Raw genomic sequence first — 16,111 nt, 5'->3', positions numbered from 1 at the left:
TTCCTTGACATACATAGGGCTTTAGTATACCAAATTGTCAATTAAATTTATGATTCTCTTCGTCTTTTCCCACGAAACTCTTTCCCTTTACTCTGTCCATATTTTCTGGGAGATTCACTCTTTTTTTTATTGTAAGGGGTCTGTTCATTTTCAAATTTAATGTTATTTTTTAAAGAATTCTCTATAAATTTATTTAAAGAGTCTCTTGTCATTCGCGCTTTAATGCTGTCGGGAAAAAGTTCAGGCAATTTATATGCCAACCACAAATAGAGTGAAATCTTTTTTACTTCATCTTCAACTAAAAGTAAATCTTTTTGTGTTTTTGCTGTTTTTGGAACGGTAATTGAGGGTTTGTACCGTACTACTCTGTTTTTAAGTACAGAGTTAATATAGACTTCATACGCTTGTTTTATCAAAGGTGATTTTGTAGTCATGGGAGCTTGTGAAAGCATATATTTGTCTTGTAATTTCAAATTAAATTTTTCATCCACAATCAAAGAAGCCGTAATCATCGAACCAATATTTGCAGCAACAAACGGACCACTAAAATACATATTGTCTGCAAAAAATTTTAACACTTTGGTCAAACTTTTGGTTTGTAAGTGAGATGCAATGGCTTCAATTTGATCCGAAGAGGCTTTCACCTTAAAAGGAGGCTTAATGGTTTTAATAGGCATTTTAAACAACTCATGCACGTGTTCTAATGTTTTTTTACTTGTTGCTCCAATAAACCCCTCTTCATGATGTCCATATCTGCCTGCACGACCTGCTATTTGAACAATTTCATTAGGACTGATTAATCGTCTTGATACCCCATCAAACTTTTCACACGTCGTAAACAAAATGGTTTTAATAGGTAAATTTAATCCCATGGCAATAGCATCTGTAGCAATTAAAATATCACTCTCTCCGTGCCGAAATCTTCTGGCTTCATCACGACGTACTTCGGGCGATAAATTTCCATAAATGACTGATACTTTGTGATACTTTTGCAGTTTTTGTTTGTACATCAAAACATCTTTTCTACTGAAGGCAATAAGGGCTGTGCCTTTTTCTAAATCTCTTAAATTGGTTTGATGTTCCAGAAGTTGCAACTCATTTTTACGTTTAAACCGCACCACTTCTAACTCTTCTCCCAAATATTCAGCAATTTTTTTAACCGCATCTAAGGCATTGACACTTCCTGTCATAATAATTTTATTTGCAGGTGTTCCAATGATGGCATTGACCCAAGCCCACCCTCGATCTACGTCATCAAGCATTTGAATTTCATCAATTACTGCAACATCCACATCCATATTAAAATCAATCATCTCAATAGTTGAACACACATGAGAGGCATCTTCGTTAAATATCTGTTCTTCACCGGTAACCAAAGAGACAGGAATATCCTCTTTTTTAAGGGTTTCATACCCTTCCAGAGCTAAAAGTCTTAGGGGAGCTAAATATATCCCGCAATCTGCACTTTTCAGCTCTTGCATGGCACGATAGGTTTTCCCACTGTTGGTTGGTCCTACAAAAAAGTAGAGTTTTCTTTGCATACTTCTTGCTAAGGGATAAAGTGTTTTTAAATCACAATTTAAAAGTTGATGTAATTGGTCTTGCCATGTTGTTTTCATGAGGCTATTATAATGAATACAATATAATATACCATTAAATTAGGAGCCATATATTAATGAATTGCGAATATTTTGGGAAATGCGGAAGCTGTACTTTGTATGCCATGAGTTATGATGAACAACTTTTGTATAAAGTACAAAGAGAAGAAGAGAGATTTAAGCCTTTTACCACGTTAAAATTTGATGTTATTCAAAGTGAAAACAGTCATTTTAGAAACCGAATTGAATTTAAAATATGGAAAGATTTCAGCAACGAAAACCAACCAACACTCTCTTATGCCATGAATGACATCAATAAAAATGTCCTAGAAATTTCAAGTTGTTCTATTGTCTGTGCTAAAATTGCACAACTCATGCCTGTGCTTCTAAATAAACTTCAACAAGAGAGCATTTTAAGAACAAAACTTTTTAGCATAGAGTTTTTAACGTCATCTACAAACGATACCCTTGTAACATTAATATATCACACCAAACTTACCGATGAGTGGATTACAAAAGCCCATGCGTTAGAAAAAGAGTTTTCTATTAAAATAATGGGACGTTCTAAAAAACAAAAAATCGTTCTGAGTGAAGACTATATTAAAGAGCGTTTGATTATCAATGAAAAGCCCTATTACTTTCACTATAAAGAGGGTGGTTTTACTCAACCTAATACCAACGTAAATATACAAATGGTTGAATGGGTCTTAAACCATTCTAAAGGAGGAGGTGATTTATGTGAGCTTTATTGTGGTGGGGGGAATTTTACCATTGCATTATCGACTCAGTATGAAAAAGTCTTAGCCACTGAGATTTCAAAAACTTCGATTAAATCGGCTCAATTAAATTGTACGTTAAATGATATTCACAACATTGCCTTTATACGAATGAGTGCCGAAGAGTTTGTAGAGGCTCTCAATGAAAAAAGAGCCTTTAACAGACTCAAAGAGATTGATTTAAAAAGTTATCAATTCTCAACCATCTTTGTGGATCCTCCAAGAGCGGGATTGGATGACCTAACTCGGAATTTAGTCAAAGATTTTGAGCAAATCATCTATATCTCTTGCAACCCAGAGACACTTCATCGTGATTTAGAAGAGTTAATTAAAACACATGAGATTCAAAACATTGCTCTTTTTGACCAATTTGCCTATACCCAACACATTGAAAGCGGTGTTATTTTAACTAAGAGAAAATCCTAAGAAATGTATAACAGTTAAAGCTCTTTTACTGAACTTTTCTTAAGATTAGCTTTTATTATTATTTTTTTCAAAAAATTGTTATATTTTAGAGAAAAAACATTGTTTTATATTTGACATACTCATTCATGTTAGGTTAATCTTTTACTATAAAATAAAAAAAGGTTAAGCCATGAGAATCAATACAAACATAGCTTCATTAAATGCTCAAGAAGCCAACAGCAATACAAATATTAAGCTGAACAATGCTCTTGAGAAATTAAGTTCAGGTCTAAGAATCAATAAGGCAGCAGACGATGCTTCGGGATTAGCAATTGCAGATAAGTTAAGAACGCAAGCAACTTCTATTAAACAAGGAATTGACAATGGTAATTCTGCAATTACGTTATTACAAATTGCAGATAAGTCAATGGCAGAGCAATCTCAAATTTTAGACACGGTTAAAGCCAAACTAATTCAAGCCAATACCGCAACAACATCTACTGCAGGTAGAAACTCTATTGCTTCAGATATTTCAAAACTCTTAACACAGTTGGATAATATTGCAAAATCAACCAACTATAATGGTACCCAACTGATTTCAAGTGCGTCTGGTACAAGTTCTGCACCAGCACTTAACTTCCAAGTAGGTGAAGATGCCGTAAACAATAAAATCAGTTCAACAGCAATCAATTCGAATACAACAGCATTAAGTTTATCTGCCTTCACATCTATTTCAGTAATGGGTGCTGCAACTGCAGCCAATGCTCAATCAACAGTTGATGCAGCTATTACAACTCTGAATACATACAGAGGGGCGATTGGGTCTATTCAAAACCAAGTTGAATCAGCCGTAAGAAACTTAATGACTCAAGAGACTAATGTTAAAGCAGCAGAATCTATTATTCGTGATGTTGATTATGCTGCAGAGAGTGCAAACTTTAATAAACAAAACATTATTGCACAAGCTGGAACGTTTGCAATGAGCCAAGCAAATCAAGTACAACAAAACGTTCTTAGATTGTTACAATAATCTCTATAATTCTTCTTAACTTTTAAGCCCAACTCTTGTGAGTTGGGCTTTTTTTTTGCTATTTACAAAATTTTATAAACTTTTCTTTTTTTTAGTATAAATTTAAGCTAATTCTAAGAAATGGTGTGTCATACTTCTCTTATATAAATTAGGGGTCAATTGATTCCGAAGAGTTTTAACTTTTACGTTTTTACTCTATGCTTGCTCACACAAGAATGTTTCCGGCGTAAGTTTTTTTAAAATTTACAATGTGTCATAATTAAAAAGGATTTATTATGAGAATTAATACCAACGTAGCGTCTTTAAACGCACAAGAAGCAGCGAATTTAACTAACTCTAGAATGCAAAGTGCATTAGAAAAATTAAGTTCAGGTCTTAGAATTAATAAAGCGTCAGATGATGCTTCTGGTTTAGCAATTGCTGATAAACTTAGAACTCAAGCGACTTCTATTAATCAAGGTATCGACAATGGTAACTCTGCAATTGCACTTTTACAAATTGCAGATAAATCAATGGCAGAACAATCTAATATTCTAGATTCTGTTAAAGCCAAATTAATTCAAGCAAATACGGCAACTACTTCAACAGCAGGTAGAAATGCGATTGCTGCAGATATTGCAAAATTGATGACTCAATTTGAAAATATTGCAAAATCTACGAACTATAATGGGACAGATTTAATTTCAACTAATGCTACAGATTTAGATTTCCAAGTGGGTGAAAGTTCCAGCAATAACAAAATCACATTGTCTGCAGTTAAATCTCAATTGGCTAATTATACAGGAATATCTTCATTAAACAGTCTTTCAGCAATTACAGCTGCTTCAGCAGGAACCTTAGAAGGTCTTGTTGATACTGCAATTAATGATTTGAATAAAAAAAGAGGTTCTATTGGGTCTGTTCAAAACCAAGTTGATTCAGCCGTAAGAAACTTAATGACTCAAGCTACTAACGTTAAAGCAGCTGAATCTATTATCAGAGATGTTGATTATGCGAAAGAAAGTGCAAACTTTAATAAACAAAACATTATCGCTCAAGCAGGTGCTTATGCTATTTCTCAAGCGAATGCTGCGCAACAAAATGTTCTTAGATTACTTCAATAAGAAGTAATCTAGCATAGCAAATTTATTTGCGTTGAATGTTTCTTTGAAAACGTATTAAGACTTTTACAATAAGTCGTTAAAGTAGCAGTTTTACTGCTACGATATGCGTTAATTTAAAAGCTCAAACCAAAGGTTTGAGCTTTTTTTATTGATTTAATATATTCTCTTCTATCAATTTTTTATAATCCAAAATAAATGTTTCAACGTCATCAAACCAAAATGCTGCAACCTTATCTATTTTAGAGGATTCATTCTTCATTTTAGCTGTATTAAATGAATAGTCAATATAGATATTTACAATAGGAATAAAGAGTGAAATTACTTTAGAAAGAGTGGAAGGTCTATCCTCTGATTTTTCTATAAATAGCTTAATAATCTCACGAAAATAGAGTTTAAAATTGTCATATGTGTAAAATTTTATTTTACGAAATTCTTGAATTAAAAATAAAATTTCATCTAATTTCTCATTGTATCGTTTTATTCTCGCTACTTGTTCTTTATCTAAACCAATGGAACTGGTTTCATTTAACTCATTCAAAATCATGTTTTGAAATAATTGATTTTTTTCCAACTCCTTAAACTCATCAATCTTTATATTTTCAATTAATGTTGGTTGCGTACCTTTTATAAATGCTCCATGTGTACACAAATTATAGATATGTTGAAAATTCTCTTTTTCTATGTTGTTATAATAGACCAAAGAGTTATTTAATAGTCGTGTTGTTAATACCTTATCCTCAAAATTACCTTTTACTCTTACGAGATCATCTGATAAACTGAAGGTTCCTTTTTCGGCACTTGATTTAATGTTGTTTAAATCGAACTTTTTAGCGTGACTTGAAGAATCACTGGAGTGAGATGAGCCTTCTTTTTGATGAAGTGCCAAATCTGTTCCCAATAAATATAACTCTTTTGCACCAAATTCTAAAAGTAATTTGTATCCAAACTCTCCTACACTGTGACCACTTAAGGGAGTATCATCATTTAACGAAATCATTGTTTCATATAAAAAAAGTTTCTCCTGATTAAATCTATCAAGAATTTTTTGTTCAGTCATGGCTGAAGCTAAAATAATCACATCTTGAATTTTTTGTGTACTTTCCAAATCAAATTGCAATTTATTCAACGCCTTATAACTGCCATCTAAAGTTACTATAATATCAGGTACTATTTCCTGATTTAACAGTTTCTTATAAGTTGCTCCTATTGTTACTAGTATGAATTTTTTTTGATGTTGCTTAACCCATTGAATATTTTCTTCCAATGAAGGACCTGCACACAAGTATAAAATAGGTTTACTACTAAATAAAGGAAGCATTTTATTCAAAGGAAATTTTATAAACTTATAATGATTTACTCTGAGTATTAAATTTCGTATCACATTATAAAGAATCATATTATAATTAAACGCCGTAGGTTTAGCGATTGCAATTCCATTTAATACTTGCTCAAATGATTCTTGTATATTATAATCGGTTGTATAAAATTTAATGATATGATTTTCCCAATTATTTAAATAGAGATAATTCATTATTTTTTTTTCAAAAATAGCAGCATCGTCCATAATAGAAAATCGCACACTCGCATTATCAATTAATATTGTGTAGTCAACAACAAATAAAGACAGACGAAATATCTCCAAATTGGGTTCATGCACAAAATACGTTTTTGCTTTAATTTTTTTTGCAATTAATGGAATATGTCTTCCTAAGAGTGTTCCTATAAATATAAACTTGGAAATTTCTTTCAATTTTTTTGGTTTGTTAACATCTTCTTTTAAAATTTGAACATATTTTTGTAAATCGCAATACACTTTTATGAAACTTTCATTATTTTCCGTAATGGTGCTTTTATCAAATTCTAGAGTTTCAATATCACTTATTTTATAAAGTTCTCTTTCAAAAAGGGAAAAAGAGCCTTTCATATCAAACCCAACACTGTTCAAGGCTTTATTCTTATATGCTTTTGGTTTTTTATGATACAAATAGGTATCTGTATGTACATCATAAATATCAAACTCACCCTCTTGCTCTAAAAAATCAATTTCATATCGAGGAGAGTATGTTTGAGTATCAATAGCATGAGATAAATTAACAACCCTTTCATATAAAAGGTTGTCTTCTTCTTGTAAAAATTCCAAATTTCTAAAATATGTTTTAAGTAAAATATTTTGTAACTCTTGTTGAGCTTTTTCTTTAGACATTTATAACCTTTGCTTAATGAGTTAAATATTATACTATGGTATGAATAAAAATAAAGAACTGGCTGAAATTCAGCAGACATTAGAGCAAATATATCTTAAAAATATGAACTTTTTTAAAAGCAAATTTGCTTCACTTTATGATGCCATTATTCAATTCCAAAATTTACAACTTGAACACTATTCATTGGATTTTACCAATAACCATTTTGAACTGACCTTCTTAAAAGACAATGTCAAACAGTATGGCTGTGACCCGTTTCTTGATGCACAAAAAAGGCTCAAAGAGTTTACTTTTTCCAATGCTTTTGCCATGATTCAATTAAAACCCCTTGAAAAAAAACGACATTATGAAAATGAAATCAATGCATATGAATATCTCAATGAGTATATCACTTGTTTTACTGAAACAAACATCACCCAAGAGGTTCAAAAGTTTATTTTCGTAGGTACACTGCTTGGCGTTCATATCAATGATTTTCATAATCAACTCAGAGCCAAATCTTATTTGATTATTGAGCCTGATATTGAAATCTTTCGACTCTCAATGTTTATGACAGACTATGAAACTTTAGCCCAAAACAGTTCACTTTATTTTTGTATAGCACAAAGTGAATCACAAATAAATAGTATCGTCAATCAATTTTTAGAAGAGTTTCAAGAGTATAACCATTTTATTCACTACGAATTGGGCTCGCAAAAAAATGCGCATCTCATTCCAAAACTCTCTTTACTCTTAACACAATTCAATGAAATGAGATACCCTTTCAGTGAATATATTCTGAGTTTACAAAGAGGGTATCACTATTTTTTTAACCAAAATAAACCTATTTTAGATTTATCCAAAGAGTATACGTTTTTAGAGAACAAGAAAGTAATATTTTTAGGCGCTGGTCCATCATTGGGGGAAAATATCAAATGGTTAGAGAAGAACCAAAAAGAGTTTATTATTGTAGCTTCTTCGGCTGTTTTAAAACAGCTTGAACTTTTTCTCATTAAACCCGATGTCATTATTATTCTGGATGCAAAAAAAGAGCAAATGATTAGACAATTTGATGTATCCCCTTCATTTTATGAAAAAACCATTATCTTAGCCTCTATTAAAATTGATTTTGATTTGTATACCATTTTAAAACATAATCCCATCTTTTTTATGCAAAATACACTGGAACTTTTTTTAGGAAATGGCTTCTTTTCAGGCATAACCGTAGGAGATATTGGCACAGGAATTTTACTGAAACTGGGCGTTACCAAGCTTTATTTACTGGGAATTGATGCCGCAATCAACTCAAAAACAGGAGCAACCTATGTCGGTACACATGAATCATCCACACAAGTAGATTTAAGTAATAATAACACATCATCGTCCATTGATTTTGAAAAAGATATTCTTTATGTCAAAGGTAACTTCCAAGAACAAGTGCCCACTTTTATTGAATACAGTGAAATGATCGAACAGTTAAACCATACACTTCAAAAAGCTGATTCAAAAGTAAACATCTATAATCTCTCCGATGGAGCCTATTTTAAGAACACGCACCCCACACATACAAAAGATGTAAAATTTACAGAAGCCATCGATAAGGCAACATTTTATGATGAATTTACACAAGCGTTAAATACTATAAGCAAAACAAGACTCAGTTCATTGGACAGTAAAAACATTCAAAAAGAGAGAAAGATTTTAAAGAAAATATCTGCCATCAAAAACGATGAACATTTTTACAAAAACTTTTTACAACTCAAAAGAAATTTTGAATACTCAATTATTTTAAGTATTATCAACAAATATTTTAATTTGATTAATCCCTATTATAACTTTTTCGATTCTAAAAAAGAAGCAAATAAAATACGTCAACACCAAATAGCACAACTCGTAGAAAAATTAAACACTATTTATGCCACTGTAAAAGAAAAATAACTCATGAAAATTTTATTAATAACGTATGACAATGAATCACTCGTACAATGGTTTCCACAAAGTATTGCCTATATTGCAGGAACCTTACTCAAACACCATCACGAAGTTGAAATATATGAACAAGACATTCACCACTACCCCGAATCTCACCTCACAGAAAAACTGAACAATGAATATTACGATGTCGTGGGATTGAGTTTTATTGGCGGGTATTATGAGTACAAAAAAGCGTTAAAGATTTCGCAAGCCATTAACAATTCAACGCAAAGACCTTTATATCTTATAGGTGGTTTTGGCCCAAGCCCTGAACCTCAATATTTTTTAGAAAAAACAGAAGCAGATGTCATTATTCGAGGTGAAGGTGAAAATACCATCATTGACCTCTTAGAGCATTATGAAAACAAAAAATCTTTCAGTACCGTTTTAGGCATTGCTTACCAAAAAAATGGCAAAACCTATGTCAATGGAGATCGACCTTTAATTGAAGATGTCGATACCATTGTTATGCCTGCGTATCATCTGTTTAATATTGAGCATTACCGATTGCTTCGTATGCCAAACTGCAGTTCAACGGATTTTATTATGCCAGTGCTCAGTGGTCGTGGCTGTACTTTTACCTGTAATTTTTGCTACCGAATGGACAAAGGATTTCGAGCACGAAGCAATGCATCCATTATTGAAGAGATTAAATATCTTCAAAAAAATTACGGTATTACCTACATTGCATTTTCCGATGAACTGCTGATGTCTTCCATTGGTCGAACCATGAGTCTGTGTGAAGACATTATCAAATCAGGTCTAAAAATCAAATGGGACTGTAATGGGCGATTAAACTATGCCAAACCCAAAGTGCTCAAACTCATGAAAGAAGCGGGTTGTGTTTTTATCAACTATGGCATTGAAGCCTTTGATGATGTCATTTTAAAAAATATGGACAAAGTCTTAACCACCAAACAGATTGAAAGTGGTATTCAAGCCACACTTGATGAAGGAATCAGTCCTGGATTTAATATTATTTTTGGAAATATTGATGAAACCAAAGAAACCCTTATGCAAGGGGTGAATTTTCTGTTAAAATATGATGATGGTGCACAATTAAGAACCATACGTCCAGTGACACCCTACCCAGGTTCACCTTTGTATCATTATGCAATCAAAGAGGGACTTTTAAAAGATGTGGCTGATTTTTATGAAAATAAACACACCAATTCAGACCTATTGACCTGTAATTTCACTAAACTTACAGATGAAGAGTTTTATGAGGCACTGTATGAAGCCAATTCACTCTTATTGCAAAATTATCAACGAAGATTATTGGAAAGAACAACTCAACAATTAGAGAATTTATATAAAAACAAAGATGCAACATTTCGAGGATTTAGACAAACCTAAAGGCGATATTATGAACTTTAACAAAACAATCAAAATTGGTAATCACATTATTGATGAAAACAGTGCCACATTTATCATTGCAGAAGCAGGGGTCAATCATGGTGGTGATATAAGCATTGCCAAACAACTTATTGATGTAGCGTGTCGGGCAGGAGCAGATGCTGTCAAATTTCAAGCCTTTAAAACAGAAGCATTGATTTTGCAAAACGTTGCCAAAGCGCCTTACCAACAGCAAACCACAAGCAAAAGTGAATCACAATTTGATATGTTGAAAAAACTTGAAATCACTCAAGCACAAAACATAGAGTTACAACGCTATTGTAAAGAAAAAAACATCCTCTTTTTAACCACCCCCTTTGATGAACAAAGTTTGGATGAATTGGATGAATTAAATTTAGATGCCTATAAAATTGCCTCAACCGATACAACCAATCTTCCCTTTTTAGAAAAAGTGGCCAAAAAAGGCAAACCCATCTTTTTATCCACAGGGATGTCCTTCTTTTCAGAAGTGGAATTGGCGTTAAAAACAATTAAAATGTACAATCAAGATGTGGTCTTGCTTCAATGCAGTGCCAATTATCCTATCCAAGACAATGAAGCGCATTTAGCAGTTTTAAACAGCTACAAAAAAGCTTTTGATATGTTGTTGGGTTATTCAGACCATACCGTTGGTATTGGGGCAGCACCATTTGCTATTCCAATGGGCGTTAAAGTGGTTGAAAAACACTTCACTTTGGACAAAACCAACAGTGGGCCAGACCATCAAGCTTCATTATGCCCTGAAGAACTCATTGAATTTGTTCAATTAGTCAAACGTGTGGACACTTACATGGGAAGCAGCATTAAAAAACCCAATTTAAGTGAACTCAAAACCAGAGAATCGCTTCAAAAATCACTGGTTGCTTCATGTGAAATCAGACAAGGCGAACACTTCAGTGCACACAATATCATCGCAAAACGAACGGGGGGAAAAGGGATTTCACCCATATATTTTGATGAACTTTTAAATTGTGTTGCAACCAAAAATTATAAACAAGATGACATCATAGAACTATGAAAAAAATATCCATCATCGGCGCAGGAGGGCATACTCGCTCTTCACTTAATTTACTTAAAACACATTTTTCACTAAATCAATTGACAATATACGATGAAACCTATTCATCGGATACAAAAGAGTTGATTCAAGCGGTTCCTGTTGTAGGCAAAATAACCAACATACCTAAAGAGAGTTTGGTTTTCTTATCCATTGGCGACAACACAAAACGAGAATCACTCTTTCACTCCTTTAGAAATAGTCTCATTCAAGACTCTCTTACACATCCAACAACTTACATTGAAGAGGGTGTCAAAATAGGTATGGCCAATCAAATTTTTGCCCATGTTTATATTAATTCTAATAGCTCACTTGGTGATAACAACATCATCAACAGTGGTGCCATACTTGAGCATGAGGTCACAGTTGGTCATCATAATCATATCTCAGTGGGAGCGCGATTATGTGGCCGTGTAACGCTTGGCAGTCGTTGTTTTGTGGGAGCAAGTGCAACCATCATTGATAAAGTCTCTGTTTGTGATGATGTCATCATCGGTGCTGGTGCAGTTGTTACAAACAATATCACCCAAAGTGGCACTTATGTCGGCGTTCCGGCAAGGAAAATCAAATGATTTATGTTTCATCCTCTTGTGTAAAGCATGCTCATATTAAAGACTCAGTTGAAGAGCTTGCCCTCAATGGATTTCAAAACATTGAACTCTCTGGTGGGACACAATATTATGAGGGGTTTGAAGATGATTTGCTGGATTTAAAAGTAAAATACAGTTTGAATTATCTTTGCCACAACTATTTCCCTCCTCCTAAAGAGCACTTTGTTCTCAATTTGGCTTCTTTGAATGATGAAATTTATGAAAAATCTTTTAATCACCTCATCCATGCCATTGAACTTTCTAAACAATTAGGGGCAAAACAGTTTGGTTTTCATGCGGGATTTTTAATTGATATCAAGGTCAATGAAATCGGTAAAAAAATTACTCGAGAATCGCTTTTTGATAAAACTCTCTCTTTAGAGAGATTTTGTCTGGCCTTCAAAGCACTGCAAAAAATAGCTGCTTCCTTAGAGCTCTATCTTGAAAACAATGTCTTTTCAAGTACAAACTTTACCACCTATGAAGGGGAACAATTTTTTATGTTGTGTTGTTTTCAAGATTACCAAGAATTGCGGAAAGTTTTAGACTTTAATTTACTTTTAGATGTGGCACACTTAAAAGTGAGTTCTCACACCTTATCTCTGAACTTTGAAGAGGAATTAAGCCATATGCTTCAAGCGTCTGATTATGTGCACATCAGCGATAACGATGCTCTGCATGATTTAAACCATAGCTTAACAAAAAATTCAGAACTTTTAACCATGATGCAACACCATGATTTACACAATAAAGATTTTACCTTAGAAATATATGATAATATTAACAAAATAAAAGAGAGTTATACCCTACTACAAGAGGCAATCCAATGATAGCAAATATGCTTTGTAAAGAGACTGATACACTGATTCAAGCAATGAAAATTATCAATGAGAATGCAATGGGAGTTGCATTTGTGGTTGATGAAGAAAACACCCTTTGTGGAACCATCACCGATGGAGATATAAGAAGAGCTCTACTTGCAGATACCAGTTTGCAAGAGATAGTTAAAAACGTGGTTTCAAAAAATTTTATTTATGCTTATTGGAATGAGTCATATGAAGCCCTTATCAAAAAAATCACTTATAAAATTAAAATCATTCCCATTGTAGACAAAAACAAAAAAGTGGTGGATTATTTTCAATACAAACAAAACATCTATTTCCCTGTAGCCATTCCTAACCTTAATGGAAATGAGTTCAAATATCTCACCGATGCGTTTATGAGTACTTGGATTTCAAGCAGTGGTGAGTATATCAATAAACTGGAAAAAGAGTTCTCGGCTTACAGTGATTGTTTATATGGTGTTGCCGTGTCGAATGGTACCGTTGCCTTACATCTTGCATTAATTGCTTTGGATATTAAAGAAGGGGATGAAGTCATTATTCCTGATTTTACTTTTGCAGCAACGATTAATGCCGTCCTTCATGCCAAAGCCACCCCAGTGATTGTCGATATTGAAGAGAAGAGTTGGTGCATTGATCCCAAAGCCATAGAAAAAGCGATTACACCCAAAACAAAAGCCATTATTCCCGTGCATATTTATGGGCAAGCATGTGATATGGAAGCCATTATGAACATTGCCAAAAAACACCATTTAAAAGTCATTGAAGATTGTGCGGAAGCACACGGTGCCAAATTCCAAGACAAAAAAGTAGGGAGTTTTGGCGACATTGGGTGTTTCTCTTTTTTTGGGAATAAAGTCATTACCACAGGTGAAGGAGGAATGTGTACAACTAACTCTTTAGACCTTGATGAAAAAATGAGAGTGTTACGAGACCATGGAATGAGTAAAACAAAGCGATATTGGCATGATGTTGTAGGGTACAATTACAGACTGACCAATCTGCAAGCAGCTATTGGAGTGGCGCAATTAGAGAGAATTGATGAGATTCATAAAAACAGAAGAATGTATGAAAACAACTACAAAACAGTTTTAGAAAAATCAAATTTCCATTTCCAAGACAATTTACCTCAGCGAGAGAGAATTACATGGTTGGTCTCTCTTTTAGTTCCAAAGCATATTAACAGAGATGCCTATATGAGTCAGCTTAAAACCAATGGCATTGATGCACGACCATTTTTTTACCCTCTAAGTGATATGGATATTTATAAACCCTATTGTAAAGAGTTTACCCCCATTACCCATAAAATATCCAAAGTAGGTATAAATCTGCCTACGTATGAGAGTTTGAAAAGTATAGAAGAGATTAAGGAAATTCTAAAAAATGTATAAAAACAAAACTTTTTTAGCCATCATCGCTGCACGAGGGGGAAGCAAAAGATTGCCAAAAAAAAACATCTTAGATGTAGCAGGAAAACCACTGATTGCTTGGAGTATTGAAGCGGCATTACAAAGTAACTGCCTTGATGAAGTGATGGTTACGACTGATGATGATGGAATTATAAAAATTGCCAAAGAGTATGATGTACAAGTACCTTTTAAACGACCCGAAGCATTAGCCAATGATACAGCTTTGCGTCCTGATGTGATTAAACACACACTGAACTTTTATAAAAATGTGTTAAAAAAAGAGTTTGATTATATTGTTTATTTACAACCCACTTCACCATTAAGAACAGCAGAAGATATTGACAATGCCATAGAGTATTTGTTTGAAAAAGAAGCCGATGCGATAGTTTCAGTATGTGAAGTGGAACATCCCATTCATTGGAGTGGCACATTGCCACAAAACAAAGAGATGAGCCAATTTTTAGACAAAGTGGCTGTACTATCAAGAAGTCAAGATTTACCAAAAAATTACAGACTTAATGGTGCCATTTATATCTGTAACACGAACAAATTCTTAGAACAAGGATGTTTGTTCCTCAAAGAGAATATTTTTGCCTATGAAATGCCTCAAAATCGCTCGATTGATATTGATATGCAATTGGATTTGGATATTGCTTCTGTGTTGCTTGAAAAACGTTTCTCTTTAAAAAGTTAAAGAATATTATCCACCATTTTGGAGATATCTAAATTCATATTTGCAAAAACATTTTGTTCATTTTTTCGTGGATTTTCTAGCAGAGAATAGACTTGTTGCAACAACTCCTCTTTGGTATTAACCCAAACCATCAAGTGATTGTCAATTTGATATTTATCATAATGACAGATAAAACTTCGTGTTGAAATCGTGGGTGTATTGAAAAAACATGCTTCTGTGTTTAATGTACCTCCACCACCTATAAACAAGTCTGCAAAAGCTAAAAGGTGTTGTAAAACCACTTTCTCTTCTAAGATAGTAGCATAAGGGAATTCATCTTTTAAATACGCCGCTTCATATCTTGGAATTATAACAATATTTGAGTGCGTAGTGTTATGTATCTCTTCTAAAGCTTCATATAAAATAGGAAATTTTTTATCCACATATGAGGCTTTATACTCCTCTTCTCGAATAATAATTAACTTTTTACTTAAATCCAAATTATACGGTTTTAATATCTCTTGAACATATTTAAACTCAGGTTTGAACTCTTTTAACCAAATTAAAGGGTCAATAAAATCATAATCAAATATTTGTTCTTCATCTAAAGAGAAACGAAGAAATATTTCATCGGGTACTACAAACGGCTTGAATACTTTACTTGAAAGAGGCAAAGTTAATCTCGCCTGAGGAAGCGCTTTTTTAAAATTGGCTGTGTAGTCTGATAATGGAATGTCATAAAAATTAATAACAGGAATCCCCAAACCAAAAGCAACTCTGTTGGCATCAACAGAACACAAACAGACCAATCTGTCAATATCATAAAGTGTCACAAACTCCATAAGCGCTTTTTGTCTTTCAATGGAAGCATGCAATTTATCTCGTAAATTAGCCCCACCAAATTCACCTCGGTTGACAAAGGTCATATTGTAGAGTTTGAGTAACTCAACCACTTCAGAGTAGCCTGCCCCTTCACGTGCAGTAATTAATACTTTTTTTCCTCTTTTTTCAATCTCTTTAATGATGGGAATAAAAAAAAGTACCGATTTTGGCGTTACTAAATCAAACCATATCAT

13 protein-coding genes are annotated in these 16,111 nt (G+C 33.3%); 10 read left to right on the top strand and 3 right to left on the bottom strand.

Annotated features, from left to right (window positions below):
- Window positions 1-47: 47 nt before the first annotated feature.
- Window positions 48-1,619 (bottom strand): helicase-related protein, encoded by a 1,572-nt coding sequence (locus tag ACNI3C_RS05330; protein WP_419771217.1) that lies wholly within the window; start codon window positions 1,617-1,619, stop codon window positions 48-50.
- A gap of 56 nt (window positions 1,620-1,675) precedes the next feature.
- Between ACNI3C_RS05330 and trmA the strand changes: the two genes are divergently transcribed.
- From trmA to ACNI3C_RS05315, 3 genes are all read left to right on the top strand, one after another.
- Window positions 1,676-2,800 carry a tRNA (uridine(54)-C5)-methyltransferase TrmA gene (trmA, locus tag ACNI3C_RS05325; protein ID WP_419771216.1) on the top strand — a complete coding sequence of 375 codons (1,125 nt, stop codon included), beginning with the start codon at window positions 1,676-1,678 and terminating at the stop codon, window positions 2,798-2,800.
- A gap of 169 nt (window positions 2,801-2,969) precedes the next feature.
- Entirely contained in the window at window positions 2,970-3,809 is an 840-nt protein-coding gene (locus tag ACNI3C_RS05320) for a flagellin N-terminal helical domain-containing protein (protein ID WP_419771215.1), read from the top strand.
- Window positions 3,810-4,084: 275 nt separating this feature from the next.
- Window positions 4,085-4,912: a flagellin gene (locus ACNI3C_RS05315; RefSeq protein ID WP_419771214.1), complete on the top strand. Its 828-nt coding sequence runs from the start codon at window positions 4,085-4,087 to the stop codon at window positions 4,910-4,912.
- 145 nt (window positions 4,913-5,057) lie between these two features.
- Here ACNI3C_RS05315 and ACNI3C_RS05310 read toward each other — a convergent pair whose 3' ends face one another.
- On the bottom strand, window positions 5,058-7,115 hold the full coding sequence (locus ACNI3C_RS05310) for a motility associated factor glycosyltransferase family protein (RefSeq protein WP_419771213.1): 2,058 nt from the start codon (window positions 7,113-7,115) through the stop codon (window positions 5,058-5,060).
- Window positions 7,116-7,155: 40 nt separating this feature from the next.
- On the opposite strand from ACNI3C_RS05310, the gene ACNI3C_RS05305 reads away from it, so the two are divergent.
- The 7 genes from ACNI3C_RS05305 to ACNI3C_RS05275 are packed head-to-tail and all read left to right on the top strand — an operon-like array spanning window position 7,156 to window position 15,056.
- A complete protein-coding gene (locus ACNI3C_RS05305) occupies window positions 7,156-9,033 on the top strand; it encodes a 6-hydroxymethylpterin diphosphokinase MptE-like protein (RefSeq protein ID WP_419771212.1) in 1,878 nt (625 codons plus the stop codon).
- A 3-nt stretch (window positions 9,034-9,036) separates the two neighbouring features.
- Window positions 9,037-10,425 (top strand): B12-binding domain-containing radical SAM protein, encoded by a 1,389-nt coding sequence (locus ACNI3C_RS05300; RefSeq protein WP_419771211.1) that lies wholly within the window; start codon window positions 9,037-9,039, stop codon window positions 10,423-10,425.
- Window positions 10,426-10,435: 10 nt separating this feature from the next.
- Complete coding sequence (locus ACNI3C_RS05295; protein ID WP_419771210.1) at window positions 10,436-11,482, top strand: N-acetylneuraminate synthase family protein; 1,047 nt, start codon at window positions 10,436-10,438, stop codon at window positions 11,480-11,482.
- Window positions 11,479-12,093: a NeuD/PglB/VioB family sugar acetyltransferase gene (locus ACNI3C_RS05290; RefSeq protein ID WP_419771209.1), complete on the top strand. Its 615-nt coding sequence runs from the start codon at window positions 11,479-11,481 to the stop codon at window positions 12,091-12,093. Before ACNI3C_RS05295 ends, ACNI3C_RS05290 begins: the two co-directional genes overlap by 4 nt.
- Window positions 12,090-12,941, top strand: coding sequence for a TIM barrel protein (locus ACNI3C_RS05285; RefSeq protein ID WP_419771208.1), 852 nt, complete (start codon window positions 12,090-12,092; stop codon window positions 12,939-12,941). The genes ACNI3C_RS05290 and ACNI3C_RS05285 overlap by 4 nt, the downstream gene beginning before the upstream one ends.
- On the top strand, window positions 12,938-14,344 hold the full coding sequence (locus ACNI3C_RS05280) for an aminotransferase class I/II-fold pyridoxal phosphate-dependent enzyme (RefSeq protein ID WP_419771207.1): 1,407 nt from the start codon (window positions 12,938-12,940) through the stop codon (window positions 14,342-14,344). Before ACNI3C_RS05285 ends, ACNI3C_RS05280 begins: the two co-directional genes overlap by 4 nt.
- The gene (locus ACNI3C_RS05275) at window positions 14,337-15,056 is read left to right on the top strand and encodes an acylneuraminate cytidylyltransferase family protein (protein ID WP_419771206.1); all 720 of its coding nucleotides are present in this window, start codon (window positions 14,337-14,339) and stop codon (window positions 15,054-15,056) included. The genes ACNI3C_RS05280 and ACNI3C_RS05275 overlap by 8 nt, the downstream gene beginning before the upstream one ends.
- On the opposite strand, the gene ACNI3C_RS05270 is transcribed toward ACNI3C_RS05275, so the two are convergent.
- The gene (locus ACNI3C_RS05270; protein ID WP_419771205.1) at window positions 15,053-16,111 is read right to left on the bottom strand and encodes a DUF354 domain-containing protein; all 1,059 of its coding nucleotides are present in this window, start codon (window positions 16,109-16,111) and stop codon (window positions 15,053-15,055) included. The genes ACNI3C_RS05275 and ACNI3C_RS05270 overlap by 4 nt on opposite strands.

The sequence above is a fragment of the Marinarcus sediminis (SeqCode) genome (assembly GCF_048571275.1).
GTDB classification, from domain to species: Bacteria; Campylobacterota; Campylobacteria; order Campylobacterales; family Arcobacteraceae; genus Marinarcus; species Marinarcus sediminis.
This window is presented reverse-complemented; position numbering and strand designations above follow the sequence as displayed.